The sequence below is a fragment of the Nocardiopsis sp. CA-288880 genome (assembly GCF_050955985.1).
Classification (GTDB): domain Bacteria; phylum Actinomycetota; class Actinomycetes; order Streptosporangiales; family Streptosporangiaceae; genus Nocardiopsis; species Nocardiopsis tropica.
On record NZ_CP192105.1, the window covers coordinates 4974581 to 4992328 of the forward strand.

The 17748-nt window shown below is 70.9% G+C and carries 15 protein-coding genes and 1 CRISPR repeat array; of the genes, 5 read left to right on the forward strand and 10 right to left on the reverse strand.

The genetic code is table 11. The features are described 5' to 3' along the window. Positions 1–357: 357 nt before the first annotated feature. A CRISPR array of direct repeats spans positions 358–1300; the repeat unit is 29 nt; unit sequence CGGTCCATCCCCGCGTGCGCGGGGCTCAC. Positions 1301–1410: 110 nt separating this feature from the next. Further along, positions 1411–2928, reverse strand: coding sequence for a depupylase/deamidase Dop (gene dop / locus ACQPYD_RS21690; protein WP_433697427.1), 1518 nt, complete (start codon positions 2926–2928; stop codon positions 1411–1413). Between the two features lie 259 nt (positions 2929–3187). Continuing rightward, positions 3188–4345 (reverse strand): FAD-dependent oxidoreductase, encoded by a 1158-nt coding sequence (locus ACQPYD_RS21695; protein ID WP_433697428.1) that lies wholly within the window; start codon positions 4343–4345, stop codon positions 3188–3190. Positions 4346–5025: 680 nt separating this feature from the next. Here ACQPYD_RS21695 and ACQPYD_RS21700 point away from each other — a divergent pair. Together ACQPYD_RS21700 and ACQPYD_RS21705 are read left to right on the forward strand one after the other, a co-directional pair. Next, entirely contained in the window at positions 5026–6168 is a 1143-nt protein-coding gene (locus ACQPYD_RS21700) for an undecaprenyl-diphosphate phosphatase (RefSeq protein ID WP_433697429.1), read from the forward strand. Between the two features lie 560 nt (positions 6169–6728). Continuing rightward, positions 6729–8366 (forward strand): DUF4190 domain-containing protein, encoded by a 1638-nt coding sequence (locus ACQPYD_RS21705; protein WP_433697430.1) that lies wholly within the window; start codon positions 6729–6731, stop codon positions 8364–8366. A 248-nt stretch (positions 8367–8614) separates the two neighbouring features. Here the strand turns inward: ACQPYD_RS21705 and ACQPYD_RS21710 are convergent, their stop codons facing one another. Beyond that, positions 8615–8863 carry a hypothetical protein gene (locus ACQPYD_RS21710; protein ID WP_433697431.1) on the reverse strand — a complete coding sequence of 83 codons (249 nt, stop codon included), beginning with the start codon at positions 8861–8863 and terminating at the stop codon, positions 8615–8617. Positions 8864–9008: 145 nt separating this feature from the next. Beyond that, on the reverse strand, positions 9009–9302 hold the full coding sequence (locus ACQPYD_RS21715; protein ID WP_433697432.1) for a hypothetical protein: 294 nt from the start codon (positions 9300–9302) through the stop codon (positions 9009–9011). 581 nt (positions 9303–9883) lie between these two features. Here ACQPYD_RS21715 and ACQPYD_RS21720 point away from each other — a divergent pair. Continuing rightward, entirely contained in the window at positions 9884–10135 is a 252-nt protein-coding gene (locus ACQPYD_RS21720) for a hypothetical protein (protein ID WP_267945334.1), read from the forward strand. 383 nt (positions 10136–10518) lie between these two features. On the opposite strand, the gene ACQPYD_RS21725 is transcribed toward ACQPYD_RS21720, so the two are convergent. Together ACQPYD_RS21725 and ACQPYD_RS21730 are read right to left on the reverse strand one after the other, a co-directional pair. Next, positions 10519–10710, reverse strand: coding sequence for a hypothetical protein (locus tag ACQPYD_RS21725; RefSeq protein ID WP_433697433.1), 192 nt, complete (start codon positions 10708–10710; stop codon positions 10519–10521). A gap of 406 nt (positions 10711–11116) precedes the next feature. After that, positions 11117–11593 (reverse strand): hypothetical protein, encoded by a 477-nt coding sequence (locus tag ACQPYD_RS21730; RefSeq protein WP_433697434.1) that lies wholly within the window; start codon positions 11591–11593, stop codon positions 11117–11119. Positions 11594–12085: 492 nt separating this feature from the next. Here ACQPYD_RS21730 and ACQPYD_RS21735 point away from each other — a divergent pair, with 492 nt between their 5' ends. Further along, on the forward strand, positions 12086–12694 hold the full coding sequence (locus tag ACQPYD_RS21735) for a TetR/AcrR family transcriptional regulator (RefSeq protein WP_433697435.1): 609 nt from the start codon (positions 12086–12088) through the stop codon (positions 12692–12694). A gap of 103 nt (positions 12695–12797) precedes the next feature. On the opposite strand, the gene arc is transcribed toward ACQPYD_RS21735, so the two are convergent. Next, positions 12798–14567, reverse strand: a complete 1770-nt coding sequence (gene arc, locus ACQPYD_RS21740) for a proteasome ATPase (RefSeq protein ID WP_267945338.1) — start codon at positions 14565–14567, stop codon at positions 12798–12800. A gap of 317 nt (positions 14568–14884) precedes the next feature. Next, positions 14885–15877: a tRNA (adenine-N1)-methyltransferase gene (locus tag ACQPYD_RS21745; RefSeq protein WP_433697436.1), complete on the reverse strand. Its 993-nt coding sequence runs from the start codon at positions 15875–15877 to the stop codon at positions 14885–14887. A 259-nt stretch (positions 15878–16136) separates the two neighbouring features. Between ACQPYD_RS21745 and ppgK the strand changes: the two genes are divergently transcribed. After that, complete coding sequence (ppgK, locus tag ACQPYD_RS21750; protein ID WP_433697437.1) at positions 16137–16901, forward strand: polyphosphate--glucose phosphotransferase; 765 nt, start codon at positions 16137–16139, stop codon at positions 16899–16901. Positions 16902–16983: 82 nt separating this feature from the next. On the opposite strand, the gene ACQPYD_RS21755 is transcribed toward ppgK, so the two are convergent. Both ACQPYD_RS21755 and ACQPYD_RS21760 read right to left on the reverse strand, forming a co-directional pair. Continuing rightward, positions 16984–17235: a DUF2000 family protein gene (locus tag ACQPYD_RS21755; protein ID WP_433697438.1), complete on the reverse strand. Its 252-nt coding sequence runs from the start codon at positions 17233–17235 to the stop codon at positions 16984–16986. A 143-nt stretch (positions 17236–17378) separates the two neighbouring features. Beyond that, positions 17379–17744: a hypothetical protein gene (locus tag ACQPYD_RS21760; protein ID WP_433697439.1), complete on the reverse strand. Its 366-nt coding sequence runs from the start codon at positions 17742–17744 to the stop codon at positions 17379–17381. Positions 17745–17748: the final 4 nt, after the last annotated feature.

Genomic DNA, 17748 nt, shown 5'->3' on the forward strand with positions numbered 1-17748 from the left:
ATCCCCCGATACCGGCGGTCCGGCGCGGGCCGCGCGCGCACCCCCATGAGCGCCCGGCCCCGCATCCGTGCTGTGTCATCCCGGGACCGCACGACCGTAGAGGCCGTACCCCCTGGTCCTCGGGGCGCGCAGATGCGTTACACCCCTCTCTACCCGATCCGCCGCGGGCAAACATGGGACTGCCACACGACTCGGAGCGGTCTCGGAAGCGGGGATCCCGCCACAGGCTTTCAGGACATGGCGGTCGGCGCCCGGCCTGCGAAAACCGTCCTCAGGCCCTGCGGGAGGGCCGATCCGCACGGAACTCCGGTGTGCACGGGCTCACACTTCCGCCGCTGCCCCGGGCCGTCTCAGTGCGGTCCCGCCCCCGCGTGCGCGGGGCTCACGTCATCAGCCAGTCGAAGCGGTCCTGTGTAGGCGGTCCATCCCCGCGTGCGCGGGGCTCACTGCACGCCCTGGGGGGCGGTGGGCACGGTGATCGGTCCATCCCCGCGTGCGCGGGGCTCACGGTACGGGCCCATGTGGACCGCCTCGGCGACCGCGGTCCATCCCCGCGTGCGCGGGGCTCACTGCACGCCCTGGGGGGGCGGTGGGCACGGTGATCGGTCCATCCCCGCGTGCGCGGGGCTCACCCCGGACTACGCCCGGCTGCACATGCAGGCCGCGGTCCATCCCCGCGTGCGCGGGGCTCACCTGATCGACGTCGCCGGAGATCTCGGCGACCTCGGTCCATCCCCGCGTGCGCGGGGCTCACCGAGCAGAGCCAGGGTCAGCCGCGGCTGGTCCGGTCCATCCCCGCGTGCGCGGGGCTCACGCTGGTTCGACTGGAATGTCCTGGGGCGCTCCCGGTCCATCCCCGCGTGCGCGGGGCTCACCGATCGGTCGGCTCCGGGGCCCCCGCACTCCCGGTCCATCCCCGCGTGCGCGGGGCTCACGGCCTTCGCACGTCCTCCTCAAAACAGAGTGTCGGTCCATCCCCGCGTGCGCGGGGCTCACTGCGCACCTTGCTCACGGCCCTCCGTAAGCGCGGTCCATCCCCGCGTGCGCGGGGCTCACCGTTCGCCATGCAGTGCCCGAGCAGTGACCCGCGGTCCATCCCCGCGTGCGCGGGGCTCACGGGATGGACCGGCGCCGCGCCGCGTTCCGGCGCGGTCCATCCCCGCGTGCGCGGGGCTCACTGCTCCCCGGCGAGCATCTCCCTCGGGTCGCCCGGTCCATCCCCGCGTGCGCGGGGCTCACAAGACCGTGATCTCGCGCCGTCAGGGGAACGTCGGTCCATCCCCGCGTGCGCGGGGTTCACAGTTACCGACCTGCGCAAACCCAGGGCGTTATCTCCCCGTGATCAACCGGGAAACCGAAGCGACCTGGGGCGGAACCTCGCGGTCCCTCCCCAGGCGTCGTCTCAGCGACTCACTTCCTGCGGGTGAGCACCGCGACCAGGTCCGCTGCGGTGTCCGACGCGTCGAGCAGCGCGCCCACGTGCTCCTTGGTTCCCCGGCGGGGCTCCAGGGTGGGAACCCGCTGGAGGGAGTCGTAGCCGGGCAGGTCGAAGATCACCGAGTCCCAGGAGGCCGCGGCGACCTCGTCCGCGTACTTGGCCAGGCAGCGGCCCCGGAAGTAGGCCCGGGTGTCCTCCGGCGGCTCGGTGACCGCGCGGTTCACCTCTGCCTCCTCCACCAGGCGCTGCATACGGCCGCGGGCCACCAGCCGGTTGTAGATGCCCTTCTCCGGGCGGACGTCCGAGTACTGGAGGTCAACCAGCTGCAGGCGCGGGTGCGACCACTCCAGGTTGTCCCGCGACCGGTACCCCTCCAGCACCTTCAGCTTGGCGACCCAGTCCAGCTCCGCGGCCAGGCTCATCGGGTCGGAGCCCAGCCTGCTCAGCACCGACTCCCACCGGTCCAGGACGTCGGCGGTGTCCGGGTCGACGTCGGTGCCGAAGCGGTCCTCCACGTACTTGCGCGCCTGGTCCAGGTACTCGCCCTGCAGCTCCAGCGCGGTCATCCTGCGCCCGTCGCGCAGCTTCACCCTGTGGGTGAGCCCCGGATCGTGCGAGACCGCCCTCAGGTCCGCCACCGGGGTCTCCAGCGACAGGTCCACGCTCAGGAAGCCGTCCTCGATCATCGACAGCACCAGCGCGGTCGTCCCCAGCTTGAGGTAGGTGGAGATCTCGCTCATGTTGGCGTCGCCGATGATGACGTGCAGCCGCCGGTACCGGTCGGGGTCGGCGTGCGGCTCGTCCCGGGTGTTGATGATGGGGCGCTTGAGGGTCGTCTCCAGACCCACCTCGACCTCGAAGAAGTCGGCGCGCTGGGAGAGCTGGAACCCGCTGCTCCGGCCGTCCGAGCCGATGCCGACCTTGCCCGCGCCGCACACCACCTGCCGGGAGACGAAGAACGGGATGAGGTGCCGGACGATGTCGCCGAACGGCGTCGACCGGTTCATCAGGTAGTTCTCGTGGCAGCCGTAGGAGGCGCCCTTGTTGTCGGTGTTGTTCTTGTACAGCTGGATGGGGTCGATGCCCGGGGTGGTCCCGGCCCGCGCTGACGCGTCCGCCATCACGCGCTCCCCGGCCTTGTCCCACAGCACCGCGTCGAGCGGGTTGGTGACCTCCGGCGCGGAGTACTCGGGGTGGGCGTGGTCCACGTACAGGCGGGCGCCGTTGGTGAGGATGACGTTGGCCAGCCCCAGGTCCTCGTCCGTGAGCTGCGTGGGGTCGGCGACCTCACGCGCGAGGTCGAAGCCGCGCGCGTCGCGCAGCGGGTTCTCCTCCTCGAAGTCCCAGCGGGCACGTCGCGCCCGGGCCGCCGAGGCGGCCAGGTAGGCGTTGACCACCTGGGTGGAGGTGACCATCGCGTTGGCCCCGGGGTTGCCTGGCACGGAGATCCCGTACTCGGTCTCGATACCCATAATCCGCCGCACACTCATGGTGAGAGGTTATCCACCGCGACCCGCTCTTGAACGCTTCCGCGCCAATCGTGGCCCAAGCGCCGTCTTCCCGGGCGTTTCGCCGCAAGCGTCGGATCCGTTGTCATCGCAGGTCGCAACGGATCCCGGAACACCAGTGGGGAAAATCGGAGGCGTTTGCGCCATCCGTTCTTTTTCTCCGGCGGCGGTGGAGACGGCGGAACCGCCCTCCGGCACCCGGTCCCGTTCCCGCCTTTCCTCCCCGCCGCCCGGCCTGCGATCAGACCCGGGCCCGCGGTCCTCGCGGAGCGTTCCGCAGGGCGTTGCTGACCAGCTTCAGATACCCCTCCAGCAGTCCGCCCATCGCGGCCGGGGAGAGCGGTACCGGCCTCGTCCCCCTCATGCGCTGGGTCGGCTGGTGACCGGAGACCCAGGAGGCGCGAGCGGCCCGCGGGCCGCGCACCCGCTCGTACCGGCGCAGGGCCGGGGCCGCGTCGGCCGCCCGGACGCCGTCCAGCGCGGCGCTCAGCACCAGGGCGTCCTCCAGCGCCTGGTTCGCCCCCTGCGCGGTCGAGGGGGGAAAGGCGTGCACGGCGTCGCCCAGGAGGGTGATCCGTCCGCTGCCCCAGGTCTTCGGGACCGGGGTCTGCACGTGGGGGAAGCTGGTGACGTCCTCGTCCTTCGCGTGGGCCAGCACCGCGCGGACGTCCGGATCGGTCCATTGCCCGAAGCGCTCCCGCAGCACCTCCGCGGGCGAGACGGGCTCGGGGTCCCCGGGCGCCCAGGGGAGGTCGAACCACCACTGCACCATCCCGCCGCCCGTGGGGATGATTCCGCACGTCCCCCCGGGACCGGTCAGCCAGCGCGAGGTGGTGCTCCCTGCCAGCGGCACCGGCAGCGGGGTCAGGCCCTGCCAGCTGGCGTAGCCGCGCGGGCGGGGCACGTCGCCGGGGCGCAGGCAGGCCCGGACCGCCGAGTGGACGCCGTCCGCGCCGATCACGGCGTCGGCTCGGGCGGTGGTGCCGTCCTCGAACAGCGCCGTCACGCCGTCGGCGTCCTGGCGCACATCGGTGCATGCCGGACCGAAGCGGACGACGCCGTCCGGGAGTTGCGACGCCAGCCGGTCCAGCAGCTCGCGGCGCGGGAGGCACAGATTGGGCCACCCGAGGCGCTCGGAGACGGACCGCAGGTCGATCCGGTACAGCTCGGCGCCGGTGTGCGTGGATCCGATGATGACCTCGGTGGGACGTCCCAGCACGGTCGGGTCGATGCCCAGCCCGCCCAGGGCCGCCGTGCCGTTGGACCACAGCGTCAGGGCCGCTCCGCCGGTGCGCAGTACCTCGCCCCGCTCGAAGACCCGTACGTCGTGTCCCCTGCGCCTGAGGCCGACGGCCGCCGCCAGCCCGCCGACTCCGGCTCCGATGATGACGACGTCCATGGCTCTCTCCCCTGGTGCTGTCCGTCCGTGGAACTCACGCTAAGGGTCGTCCCCCGGAAACCCGCACGGGGTCCGTAGGGGCGAGAAGCCACTGTTCATTCCGCCCGGGTACCCCAGAACCCGCCCCCCGCCTGCGGCAACGGGAACCGGGTCCGGCAGGACCGGGGCGGGGCGGGCCCCGGCGCCGGCGGCAGGGGGCCACGCCCTGCCCGGCCCGCGCGGAGTGCGGGCCGGGCAGACACGCACCCGCGGAACAGGCATTTCACGGCGGCGACCCGCACGGAGGGAAACCCTGGCCGCTTCCGGACAAGGACCCTGCCGTGTTCGGCCCCCGCGCCGTCGGTCCCACCCCGAGTCGCGAAACGCTACCCCACGGCGCTAGTGTGTGACGTTGAGTGACGCTTCGGACGCCTCTCGTCGGACGGTCGTCGCCTCACCCCGCACCACCTCCCCTGCGTCGCGGCCGACCCGCCGGGAACCCCGGTGGCGGCTCCGCGTACGCTCGGACCTCCCGGGAGCGGGCCGCCGTGCCCACCCAGTCGAACGCGGCGCAGATCAGACCGGGGCCGGACGCCGTGGGCCCCGCCGCCCTCGGCCGATCTCCCGGAGCATCCCCCGCCGCTCACCCGCCACCCCGCCCTCCCCAGGGGCGCCCGAAGCATCCTGGAGCAGTTCCCGCCGTGTCCCTCTTCGAAGCCATCGTCCTCGGCCTGGTCCAGGGGCTGACCGAGTTCCTGCCCGTCTCCTCCAGCGGACACCTGCGCGTGATGTCCGCGTTCTTCGGCTGGCCCGACCCCGGGGCCGCCTTCACCGCCGTCAGCCAGCTCGGCACCGAAGCGGCGGTCCTGATCTACTTCCGGCAGCGGATCTGGGCCATCCTCTCCACCTGGACCAGGTCGCTGTTCGACCGCGAGCTGCGCGGCGACATCCACGCGCGCCTGGGCTGGTACGTCATCCTCGGCTCCCTGCCGATCGTGGTCCTGGGCCTGCTCCTGGAGGAGCAGATCGACAGCGTCTTCCGCGACCTGCGCCTGATCGCGCTGACCCTCATCGTCTTCGGCGTGATCCTCGGCATCGTCGACCGGTACACGCGCAAGCACCGGGGGATCGAGGACCTCACCGCCTCGCGCGGCCTGGTCTTCGGCCTCTTCCAGGCCCTCTCCCTCATCCCGGGCGTGTCCCGGTCGGGCGGCACCGTCACCGGCGGGATGCTGCTCGGGTTCACCCGCAAGGACGCGGCCGAGTACTCCTTCCTGCTCGCGCTGCCCGCCGTGTTCGGCTCCGGCCTGTACAAGCTGACCGACATCGGCGGGAACGAGTACGCGGGGTGGGGGGCCACGATCGTGGGGACCCTCGTCGCCGGCGTGGTCGGGTTCGTGGTGATCGCCTGGCTGATGCGCTTCATCTCCACGCACAGCTTCATGCCGTTCGTCTACTACCGCGTGGGCCTGGGCATCCTCATCCTGGCCCTGGTGAGCTGGGGCGTGCTCGACCCCGAGGGCGGCGCGGAATCGCAGGCGGCCAGGAGCGACGTCGTGGCGGTGGAGCAGGAGGACCCGGAGGAGCAGCGGCAGGAGGAGGAGCCCGCGCCCTCCGCCGCGCCGACGGCGGAGCCCTCGGCCCAGCCCTCCGAGGCTCCCTCGCCGACCGTGGACCCCGTCACCGGCTGGGAGGTCGACCCCGAGGTGGGTCTGCCGCGCAACCCGGACACCGGGCTGTACCACGATCCCGAGCTGGGCATGGACGTGGACTACGACCCCGCGACGGGCCTGGCCACCAACCCGGTGACCGGCGAGGCCTACGACCCCCTGGCCGGCGACTGAGTCCGTTCCCGGACCGCGTGAGGGGCGGTTCCCGCGCACGCGGGAACCGCCCGCACGGTGGCGGTCCGCCTCGGCCCCAGAGGCCGGGCCCGGGCTGCTCGGGCGTCTCCCCGCCATGGACCGCAGCAGCTTCTGCATTCACCACAAATCACCCTGAACCCGACCTTTTGTCCAAAACCAGAAAGCGCATGAACTTCACCTCTCCAGTCCCATAAATAAACAATCACCTTTCGTCACCCCAAGGTTTTTCCTGTTCAGGACCTTCGTCAGGTTCGCGAGGAGACCGGCAGAACGACAGGCTCCCGGGCGGAGCCGAAAAACCGTGTCCGCTTCCGGACACGGACGCGCAACCACCGACCCCGAGGGCGTTCTACGAGTTCAGACCGTTTCCTTTCCCGTTCCAAGGGCTGCGGAAAGACCGTTCTCCACGAACCCGGTAAACCGTTGTCGCATTCCTCCTTGTGCGCGCGCACCGCGTCGTTATAGTGGTGGCCCCCACCGGCCGGTCCCCCTCGCGTCATCTCGACGCCTGCCGCCGGAACCGAAGAGGAGCGCCTTCGATGGATCCCGAAACACTCGCCTCCCAGGTGTTTCCCTATGTGAAAGGCGCGATCAGCGCCTACGGGCAGGCGGTGCTGACACAGACCGAGGACGCGGCGGCGAGCGGCACCGTGCGACTCGGCCAGCGGGTGCTGGCCGCCGTGCTCAGGCGCGGGAGGGCCGCACCCCAGGTCGAGGACGCGGTCAGAAGGCTCGCCGGAGCGCCGGAGGACCCCGGCGCCGCAGGGGAGCTCCACGGCGGGATCAGGCAGGCCCTGCAGGAGGACCCGGGCCTGACCAGGGAGGTGGCCGCCATGATGAACATACGGGTGTCCTCCTTCACGGTGACGGGCCACCACAACGTGAGCGTGGGCGGCGACCATCAGGGCCCGATCCACATGGGCGACAACACCAGCAACACGCACCACAACGTCCACCACACGGTGCACAACACCGTCCACGAGCGGAAGATCAGCGGCTTCTCCATCGCGGCGCTCGTCTTGGGCCTGCTGGGCTTCCTCGTCCTGCCCATCCCCTTTGCCATCGTCTTCGGGCTCCTGGCCCTCACCCGGGTGCTCCGGTCGCCGTCCCAGGCCCAGCTCCCGGGCGCCGACCAGGCAGGCGGCGGCGCGTCCGCCGCCGGAGGTCCGTCCGCGGCGGGGCCCGGGGAAGCGATGACCGGACCCGCGGGCCCGACCGGCAAGGACGCCGGAGCCGCGGCGAACAGCACTCCCCCTCCGGCCGAGCCCGCCTGGCCGCCCGGACCCGCCGACCCGGCGGCCGGCGCACCCGACGGGCGCGTGGGCGAGGCGTGGCCTTCCGGAACCGAGGCGTCCTCGGGCACGGACCCCGCCGCACCGTTCACACCGGACCGGCCGGTGAGCCAGGCCGACCCCGCGGGCTCGGCCGCTCCCCCCGGGGCGGACCCGGCCGCGCCGATCACACCGGACTGGCCCGCAGGCCAGGCGGAATTCCACGCGGGCGTGTACCCGCCGCCGGCGCCCACGCCCGCTGCGGCGAGTCCGCCGTTCGCACCTCCGGTCGCCGAGGCGTCGGCCCCCTTCGTCCCGGCCGCCGGAAGCGGGTTCGCGGCCGCCAAGGCGATCAGCGTCGTCTTCTCCCTGGTCGGACTCCTGGCAGCAGGCATGTGGGGCCTCGGGTGGACGGCCGCGGCCGTCATCGTCGCGCAGGCGGACTCCGGTTCCTACGCCTCGGAGGACACGGACCTGTCCATCCCGGGCACGCTCCCCTCCGCCTCCGGCGAGGGCGAGGGCCCCTCCCCCGTCGACCTGTGCGAGCCCTCGCCCGGATACGCCACGGTGTGCACGCTGGAGACCGGCGACTGCTTCATCGACCCGGCGACCGCCGAGTTCTACGAGGTCGAGCTCACCTCCTGCGACGAGCCGCACAACGCCCAGGTGATCGGCTCCTACTCGCCCTCAGGAAGCGACTGGCCCGGGGAGGCGGCCTTCACCGCCGACATCGACGCCACCTGTAGCCCCATGAGCGAGAGCGCCCTGGACCCCGCGCGCATGCCGGACACGTACTTCGTCGGCTACATCGCCCCGAACGAGGAATCGTGGGACTACGGGATCCAGGAGGCCTTCTGCTACGTGGCCGCCGACGGGGAGTCGTGGACCACGTCCCTCACCTGGTGACCGGCCCCTGCCCTTGGGGGGCGGCGGGGGCTCGCACCCGGACGACCAGGGGTGAGCCCGCTCCGTGTCCGGAAGAGTCGGCGCCGGCTCCGGGCTGTCAGGGGCCGGACCCGGCGGGCAGGACGGCCTCGCGCAGAGAGAGGTGCCGCAGCCTTCCCGCGTTCGTGGCCGGGGCGGGGGCAAGCCCTGTTCCCGCGTGCCCGGTCCCCCGCGGCCACGTCGTGGCCGCGGGGGACCTTGCCTCGACGTCAGCTCGCGGAGCTGAAGGTGCGGCTCATCCCGGCGCCGTGCGGACCCGCGAAGTAGGTCACCATCTCGTAGACGACCGTTCCGTCGTCGCTGGCCACGCTTCGGATCATCGTGATACCGGCCCCCTCCGGCCCGGAAAAATGGTCCAGGCTCTGGAAGCGGGCGTCGGCCGAGGCCACCGCAGGCGCCCCCAGGGTGAGGCCGAGTGCCAGGACCGTCACGGCCAGGGCACGGTATGAGAGAACCATCGATCCTGCCTATCGTGTTCAGAGGTGGAAAGGCCCTGGCCCGGTGGGGGGAACCACCACCGCGCCAGGGCTCACCCGTATTCGGGCTGTGGGCTGCGGTCCTCATGAGCCCGCGGATGTGTCACCGCGGGCTCCCTGGAGCGTCCTAGCCGGCGGCGCTGACGGTGCCGCCCTCGGAGGCGCCCTTGGGGCCGGCCTCGCTGTGCTTCTCGATGTAGAAGCTGCCGCTCTTGCCGCCTTCGTGGCCGCCCTCGCCGTTCTGGTGGTGGCCGTCCGTGGCGAAGGCGATGACGGCGCTCTGCGAGGCGCCGTGGTGACCGGCCTCGGTGTGGCCGGTCGCGAAGAAGGAGTCGGCCATGGCCGCGGTCGGAGCGCCGAAGGCGAGAGCGGGCGCGACGACGGCGGCGAAGGCAAGGCGGGTCACGGTCTTGCGGTCCAAGGGTGTTTCCTCTCGGTATGGCCTGGCAGGCCACCAGTGGGGTGACATGTCACAGGAACCATGTGCGGGGCTCGGAGTCGATGTCCGGCCCCACGCAATAAATATCCACACCAACCAAGTGGCAACCCTGAGTATTCAAATGTTAACATAAAGTAGTTATGACTATGTCTTGGCTCGCCCTTGCCCATCTGGACGCCGTACCTACCCCCGCGTGGTGTACCCGGCTCGACACCGGGCGGCGAACACCTCCGCCCGGCCCCGGCCCACGGAAAACGATCCCGGGTCACCCGGCGTCTCCGCTCGACCGGTCCGACCGCTCAGCGGCGAAACGACGCTCTCCGCACCTCGCCGCCACAGCCGACCGGACGAAGACAAGGAGCGGCCTCGGCCCCACCCGACCGGGTGCTCCACGAGCGGCTTGGGCGTATACGGGAACAGCTGGGGTTCTTTGTTGGTGCGCCCGGACCGCAGGGTGGGACGTGGACGAGGTCCGGGACCCCGCCACGTCGACGTGGCCGCGGGGGAAGGGCCTGAGCGGGTCCGGCGCCGAGCCGGACCTTCCGTGAGAGGAAACAGCTAGCATGCCGAAGAAGACCCTGCGCCGCTTCGCACTCATCGCCGCCATCGCTCCCGCTCTGGCCTTCGGAGCCCCTGCGGTGTCGATGGCCGACGCCTACTACGGGTCGGAGTCCAGCTCGGCCGGACCCAAGGGCGCCCACCACTGCGAAGTGCAGTCCAAGGCGAAGGACGGCAAGTCCTGGTACTCGAAGTCCTGTACGCACGCGGGCAAGCACGGGGCGGGTTCCTCAAGCACGATCAGCGGAGCACACTGACCCGGTCGGTGACCGAAGACGGACGGGCCCTTCCGACGACCGCGTCGGAAGGGCTCTCCCGTGTCGGGGGTCAGGGGGGTCCCGTGCTGCGCTGCTGGAGCGGTGCAGGCCACGGACCGCGATCCCCGGACCGCCGGCTCGGGCTCCGGACCGACGTCCTCACCTTCTGCGCCACCCGCACCGGCCTCTCCCCCGCCCGACACCGCTGAGCGCGGGTTTCCCTGTGAGAAGGGCGTTCCGAACGACTCACCCCTCACGTCATCACCGAACTCTTCGGCCGAGCCGTGCCAGCGGCTCCGGCTCGCCCGTGCACGTCATGGAGCGTCACACACGGGTTCGACGGGCGAGGTCGTTGCCGGTCTCCTCGATCGAGCCGGGGCGGATCACAGGTGGAGGTCGCCCACGATGTCCCCCGCCTGGACCACCTTCGCGTTCCCGGAAACCCTGCCGATGGTGTTGCGAACAGTCCCGCCCTGCGCGGGGGCGCCGATGTGGCCGAGCTGGGTGATATCGGCCCCGGGGCCGACCTCCCCAATCGTGTTCTCCACGACGGAGGGCTTCTCCTGTTCGCTCATGCGTGCAAAGTACCGCTCGGCGGACGACCGGGGAAGACCGTTGCATCTGGAGCAGAACCGAACCCCCCGCCCGTATACCGGACATATTCTGTTCCCGCTGACGAAGGCGGCGCCATACCGGCGAGGGAGCCTGTGTCCTCACCTTCCGGCGCACACGCCGACCGGGTGTGGGACCGCACCCCTCGAGGAGTGGACCGGGTGGGCTACGCCGCTGCTTCGGGGACAGGAAACAGAGAGAACCGCATGACTCCCTGGACGGTGAACGCTACACCTGGTGGCACCGAGTACTCGCGTCCGTTTCCTCTCCGCACCGGCGAGAAATTCAACGGCGCTGCCTCGGCAACGGAGGACCCGGTACGCCTGCCGAACGGACCGGAATGAGCACCGGTCCCGCAGACATCGACGTTCAATACCAGAACAGATCGTTCTTACGGACCTGCACGAGACCGCTGACGAGCCCCACAATGCCGAACTCGATGAAAAGCCACGGTATGGCCGTGGCGGCTCCATAGGCCACCCAGCCCCAGATGAGTACGGCGAGATGGAACCCGCTGGCGATCGACCATACGAGGAGGATCTGACCCAGCTGGTACTCACGAGGAATCCGACCTGCCCAGAGAATCCACAGCAGGCTGACCACCACCGTGGCACACACACCTACAGTCATGGCCGTTGTCCACGCGAACCCGCCGTTGAAGTACAGCAGAGCGGCCGAACCGCCGACAAGATACACAAGAGCTCGGCGGATCTTCCATCCCCAGAACGACAAAAAGCGTTCTATCTCGTCCTGCCGCTCGGCTTGCGCTTGCATCGCTTGCATATGTTGCCGAAGGAGAATTTCTCCGATGAAACCATAGGATGCCGGAAGACGATACCTGTCCATGTAACGACCATAGCCATACCTGTCGATTAATGTGTCGCTTATTCGACACCACGGGGCTGGTGTGATGAAAGGTTTTTTCCTGGTGCGGCTGACACTCCACAGACAGTAAGGCCCGGGGGAAGCGAAGGCGATCACCACCGTGCGCCCGCCCCCGGGGCCGGAGCCGTGCAGCCGCGCCGAGTCAGTGATGCAATCCGATGACCACGGCCCCGTTCTCGGAGAGGCACGCCCCGACCGGGTCCGCAGCGGCCGTCTGGGCGAAACTCTCGCCTGGCCCACGCCGCCCAGCGTGTTCGAGTAGTTCAAGGCCGCACAGCGCGGACCGAGACGGTATCCCCTGCCGAGTTCTCGCAGCTCCTCCAGCCCTTCCTCGTCCTCCTCCCGGCACGTATCCAGACCTGCTCCGACGCCCTGGCCACCGCTCACCTGACGTGCCCGGACCGTCTGGCCCTTCCCGAGCCCCAACCGGCCAGGACGAGGCCGAGAACCGCCATGCCCCGACAGGTGGACCACGACCTGCGCCGTCGCCAGATCGCCCAGGCGGTGTGGCGCCTGGCCACCCGGGGCGGACTCGAACACGTCACCCTGCGCCAGGTCGCCGCCGAGGCCGAGGTCTCCGCCCAGCTGCTGCAGTACTACTTCGGCACCCGCGACCGTCTGCTGCTGGGAGCGCTGGAGATCCTCAACGCCGACGCCGAGCAGCGGGCCGGGCAACGCCTGGCAGAGCTGGGCGAGGCTCCCGGCATGCGCGCGCTCGTACGCGGGGTGCTGTGGGAGCTGCTCCCGCTGGACGAGGAGCGCCGCACCCGGCACCTGGTGTACGCCGCCTACTTCATCCCCTTCGTCGTCGATCCCGCCCTGGCCGCCGCGGCCCGCGACGCGCCACGCGCCCTGGAGGACCTCGTGTCCGGCCTGCTCGACCGGGGCCGGCAGTCCGGCGAGGTGCCGGCAGGGATCGACACCGAGGCCGAGAGCGCGTTCCTGGTGGCGGGCGCCATCGGCCTGCAGACCAGCGTCCTGCTCGGTCAGCACAGTCCTGAGCAGGCCGTGGAGCTGATCGAGCACCGACTCGACGGCGTGTTCGCGCCCGCACCCCGCTGAACAGCCCTCATCCTGCTGACACGGGGACCGGCAACAACCGACGCGAAAGGGGGCCGACCGGAAAATCCGGTCGGCCCCCTCCGAGCGCGTGGCAGGCGCGTTTCTACAGGTACTGGCCCGTGTTGGCGACAGTGTCGATGGAACGGCCCGCGTCCGCGCCCTTCTTGCCGGTCACGAGGGTCCGGATGTAGACGATGCGCTCGCCCTTCTTGCCGGAGATCCGCGCCCAGTCGTCGGGGTTGGTGGTGTTGGGCAGGTCCTCGTTCTCGCTGAACTCGTCGACGCAGGCCTGGAGCAGGTGCGACACCCGGATGCCCCTGGACTGCTGGTCGATGAAGTCCTTGATGGCCATCTTCTTGGCCCTGGAGACGATGTTCTCGATCATCGCGCCGGAGTTGAAGTCCTTGAAGTACAGGACCTCCTTGTCGCCGTTGGCGTAGGTGACCTCCAGGAAGCGGTTCTCCTCGCCCTCGGTGTACATCCGCTCCACGACCCGCTGGATCATGGCGTCCACCGTGGCCTTGGTCGATCCGCCGTGCTCGACGAGGTCCTCCTCGTGCAGCGGCAGGTCCTCGGTGATGTACTTGCCGAAGATGTCGCGGGCCGCCTCGGCGTCGGGCCGCTCGATCTTGATCTTGACGTCCAGGCGGCCGGGCCGCAGGATCGCCGGGTCGATCATGTCCTCGCGGTTGGAGGCGCCGATGACGATGACGTTCTCCAGGCCCTCGACGCCGTCGATCTCGCTGAGGAGCTGCGGGACGATCGTGTTCTCCACGTCGGAGGACACGCCCGATCCGCGGGTCCGGAAGATCGAGTCCATCTCGTCGAAGAAGACGATGACGGGGGTGCCCTCGGAGGCTTTCTCACGGGCACGTTGGAAGACCAGGCGGATGTGCCGCTCGGTCTCGCCCACGTACTTGTTCAGCAGCTCCGGGCCCTTGATGTTGAGGAAGAAGCTCTTGCCGACGTCGCGGCCGGTGCGCTCGGCGACCTGTTTGGCCAGCGAGTTGGCGACCGCCTTGGCGATGAGCGTCTTGCCGCAGCCGGGAGGGCCGTAGAGGAGGACGCCCTTGGGCGGGCGCAGCTTGTGCTCGTAGAAGAGCTCCTTGTAGAGGTAGGGCAGCTCGACGGCGTCGCGGATCATCTCGATCTGCCCGGACAGGCCGCCGATGTCGGTGTAGGCGATGTCGGGGACCTCTTCGAGGATGAGCTCCTCGACCTCCGACTTGGGGATCCGCTCGTACACGTAGCCCGAACGCGGCTCCAGCAGCAGGGAGTCGCCGGGCCGGATCGGCTCGTCGCGCAGCGGTTCGGCCAGGCGGACGATCCGCTCCTCGTCGTGGTGGGAGATCACCAGGGCGCGTTCGCCGTCCTCGAGGAGCTCCTTGAGCATGACGACCTCGCCGACGGTCTCGAAGGACTCGACCTCGACGACGTTGAAGGCCTCGTTGAGCATGACCTCCTGGCCGGGGCGCAGGCTCTCGAGGTCCACCGAGGGACTGACGTTGACGCGCATCTTGCGGCCGTTGGTGAAGATCTCGACGGTCTCGTCGTCACGTGAACCGAGGTAGACGCCGAATCCGGAAGGCGGCTGCGCCAGCCGGTCGACCTCCTCCTTCAGCGCCACGATCTGCTCGCGCGCCTCCTTCAGCGTGGAGACGATCCGTTCGTTCTGGCCGTTGGCAGCGGCGAGGTTGGCCTGGGCCTCCCTCAACCGCTCCTCCAGCAGGCGTACATGTCGGGGCGAGTCGGCGAGCTTGCGCCGAACCACGCTGAGTTCCTTTTCCATGTAGGAGACCTGAGCCGTGAGTTCAGCGACTTCACGGTCCCGGTCGCTCTGACGCTCGTCGTCGCGCTCGGCCACGTCCGCCACCTCCCTAGGAGAAGTATGACTACTCGGAGCCTACCTACCCCTGCCCATTTCCTAACCTGTCTGCCGCGGGGAGTGTCGTAGGACTCATTTTGAACTCTTGCGTTACGCCAGGTCACAGTGATAGCGGATGACCCGACGTAATCAGAAAGTAACCTCCGTGCCGGGCCCGGGCAAGGAAGGACTCCCCCAAGAAGCCTCGGACGGGGGCCGGCCGCGTGTCCGGGGCGGCGACCCCGGACACGCGCGAGGCCCGCCCGGGTCTTCCGGACGGGCCTCGCGCGGCGCGGTGGGACGCAGGGGGCGGGCGGGCGCTCCCGCTACTCCCCGGCGGTGCCCGGCTCCCCCGGGCCCGCGTCGGGGGTCTCCGGGGCCTGCGGGTCCACGGCCTCGGCGGGCGCCGTCCCGGCAGCCGTCTGCGCCGGACCGCGGCCGTCCTGCTCGCGGGCAGCGGTGAAGTCCTTGCCGTAGGCGCCCTTGGCCGGCCGGCGGCGGCGCTCGGGGGCCTCGGCCCCGTCGGCGAGGCGGCGGGCCACCACCAGGAACCCGGTGTGCCCGATCATGCGGTGGTCCGGGCGCACCGCCAGCCCCTCCACGTGCCAGGTGCGGAGCATGGTCTCCCACGAGCGCGGCTCGTAGAAGCGGTCGTCCTCGCGCAGCCCCTCGACCACGCGCGACAGCTGCGTGGTGGTGGCGACGTAGCAGCAGAGCAGTCCGCCGGGGATCAGCGCCCCGGCGACCGCGTCCAGGCACTCCCAGGGGGCGAGCATGTCGAGGAAGACGCGGTCCACGTCGGTCTCGTCGAGCTCCTCCACCAGGTCGCCGACGGTGAGCTTCCACGCCGGGTGCGGGCCGCCGTAGAACCTCTCCACGTTCTTGCGGGCGATCTCGGCGAAGTCGGCGCGGCGCTCGTAGGAGTGCACCATGCCGTTCTCACCGACTGCGCGCAGCAGCCAGTTGGACATGGCGCCCGATCCGGCGCCCGCCTCGACGACCCGGGCCCCCGGGAAGATGTCCGCCTCGACCAGGATCTGGGCCGCGTCCTTGGGGTAGACGATGGTCGCCCCGCGCTTCATCGACAGCGTGTAGTCGATCAGCAGCGGGCGCAACGCCACGTAGGCCGTGCCGGTGTTGGAGCGGACCACGCTGCCGTCGGGCAGGCCGATGAGCTCGTCGTGTTCGACCTTGCCCTTGTGGGAGTGGAAGGCGCTGCCTTCGCGCAGGGTGATCGTGTGCATGCGACCCTTGGGGTCGGTCAACTGCACGGTGTCGCCGTCGGTGAAGGGGCCGCGGCGGCCATGGATACCGGTCAACGTCGCTCTCGTCTTCCCACGTCGCAATTGGTTGAGTCAGGGCAGTCGCCCAGGGTATCGGCCCCCCGATACCGTGGCGAACGGCCGGAGGCGGCCCGAACCGACTACGGACGGTCGTAGCGGTCCGGGCACAAGTCCGGAAACGGGCGGCTCCCGCCGGGTCCGAACGTGCGAACACCCCGCCTCCGGGGCAGTATCGACACCGCGGGACCGCGACGACGCCCATCCACCACACGAGGAACACGGGAGGCGACGACCCATGTCACAGCCGAACACGGCACTGGGGATCGACATCGGGGGCAGCGGCATCAAGGGCGCCCCTGTCGACCTGGTCGCCGGGGAGTTCCTCCGGGAGCGGATGAAGGTCCTCACGCCCCGCCACGCCGACCCCGCGGCGATCGCGGAGATCGTCGGCAAGATCTCCGCGCACTTCCCCGAGGTCTCGCAGGCGCCGCTGGGCATCACCTTCCCCGGGGTGGTGCAGGGCGGGGTCGTGCGCACCTCCGCCAACCTGCCCAAGAGCTGGGTGGGCACCGACGCGCGGACCCTGTTCACCGAGGCGACCGGCCGACCGGTGCGGGTCCTCAACGACGCCGACGCCGCGGCGGTCGCGGAGAGCCGCTACGGCGCCGCCAAGGGGGTGCCGGGCGTGGTGCTGATGACCACCCTGGGCACCGGCATCGGCTCCGCCCTGGTGGTGGACGGCAAGCTCGTGCCCAACACCGAGTTCGGGCACCTGGAGATCGACGGGCACGACGCGGAGACGCGGGCCTCCTCCGGCGCCAAGGAGCGCGAGGACCTCTCCTACCACGAGTGGGCGACCCAGCGCCTGCACCGCTACTACAGGGTGGTCGAGGACCTGCTCTGGCCGGACCTGATCGTGGTCGGCGGCGGGGTGAGCCGTAAGTCGGAGAAGTTCCTCCCCCATGTGGACATCCGCACCCCCATCGTCCCCGCGACCCTGCGCAACACCGCCGGGATCGTCGGCGCCGCGCTGGCGGCGGCCGAGCCCGGGACGGTCTGAGCCACGGCCGCCGTCCCGTCCCCGCCGGGCGGCGGCCCGCGGTCTCCCCGGCGGGAGCCGGGCGGCTCCCGCGCCGGGTCCCTCAGGGGTGCGGGCGCAGCCCCTTGAGCGCCTGGTCGACGTCGCTCCCGGGTCCGTGGACCGCCACCCCCGCCAGGGTCAGGTCCTCGGCGGCCGCCCCGAGCACGGCGGCCCGGTTGTCGTCGTCGTTGCCGGTGGCGAAGAGGTCCTCGGTGAAGAGTGCGGCGGACGGACCGGGCGCGACGGAGGTAAGGCGCGGGCCGCCCGCCGGAGACCGGGACGGAGGGGGCCGGGCGGCGGACGGCCCGCGCACGGGGGGTCGAACGGGTGGGCGGGCGGGACCGGGCAGGGCCCCGCGCGGAGGGAGACCGGGTTTCGGGGAGACCCGGCCCGCCCGCCTCCCGGGCGCGGGCACCGCTCACGCCCGTGGGGGCGCTGAGGGGGACCCGCGCCTGTTCAGGCGTCGCCGACGGTCATGGACAGGGCGCCCACGATCCGCCTGGCGGCGTCGGAGGTCCGGGTGGCGGGGGAGATGGGGACCCCCGACAGGGCGGGATGCACATCCACCTGGGCCGGCCAGCGCATCCACCACCAGAGGTCGCCCCTGTGCGGTCTGAGCAGCGCGCGCTGGGGGCGGGCGCTGGGGCCGGCGTCGACCGTTCCGGAAGCCCCGTCCTCGCGGACCTCCACGCCGTGTGAGCGCAGTTCGGCGGCCAGGACCCGCAGGGCCAGACCGGCGGGGTCCACGCGGTCCGCCGGATCAGCCGCGGCGGGCTCCCACCGCAGACTCGGGCTTCCCGCCGGCGGGGTCTCCACGGTCACGGGG

Bases quoted from the DNA above. Each gene is read 5' to 3' on its own strand.
- ACQPYD_RS21735 (WP_433697435.1), top strand. From the start codon at position 12,086: ATGCCCCGACAGGTGGACCACGACCTGCGCCGTCGCCAGATCGCCCAG.
- ACQPYD_RS21720 (WP_267945334.1), top strand. From the start codon at position 9,884: ATGCCGAAGAAGACCCTGCGCCGCTTCGCACTCATCGCCGCCATCGCT.
- ACQPYD_RS21730 (WP_433697434.1), bottom strand. From the start codon at position 11,593: ATGGACAGGTATCGTCTTCCGGCATCCTATGGTTTCATCGGAGAAATT.
- ACQPYD_RS21705 (WP_433697430.1), top strand. From the start codon at position 6,729: ATGGATCCCGAAACACTCGCCTCCCAGGTGTTTCCCTATGTGAAAGGC.
- ppgK (WP_433697437.1), top strand. From the start codon at position 16,137: ATGTCACAGCCGAACACGGCACTGGGGATCGACATCGGGGGCAGCGGC.
- ACQPYD_RS21695 (WP_433697428.1), bottom strand. From the start codon at position 4,345: ATGGACGTCGTCATCATCGGAGCCGGAGTCGGCGGGCTGGCGGCGGCC.
- ACQPYD_RS21710 (WP_433697431.1), bottom strand. From the start codon at position 8,863: ATGGTTCTCTCATACCGTGCCCTGGCCGTGACGGTCCTGGCACTCGGC.
- ACQPYD_RS21725 (WP_433697433.1), bottom strand. From the start codon at position 10,710: ATGAGCGAACAGGAGAAGCCCTCCGTCGTGGAGAACACGATTGGGGAG.
- dop (WP_433697427.1), bottom strand. From the start codon at position 2,928: ATGAGTGTGCGGCGGATTATGGGTATCGAGACCGAGTACGGGATCTCC.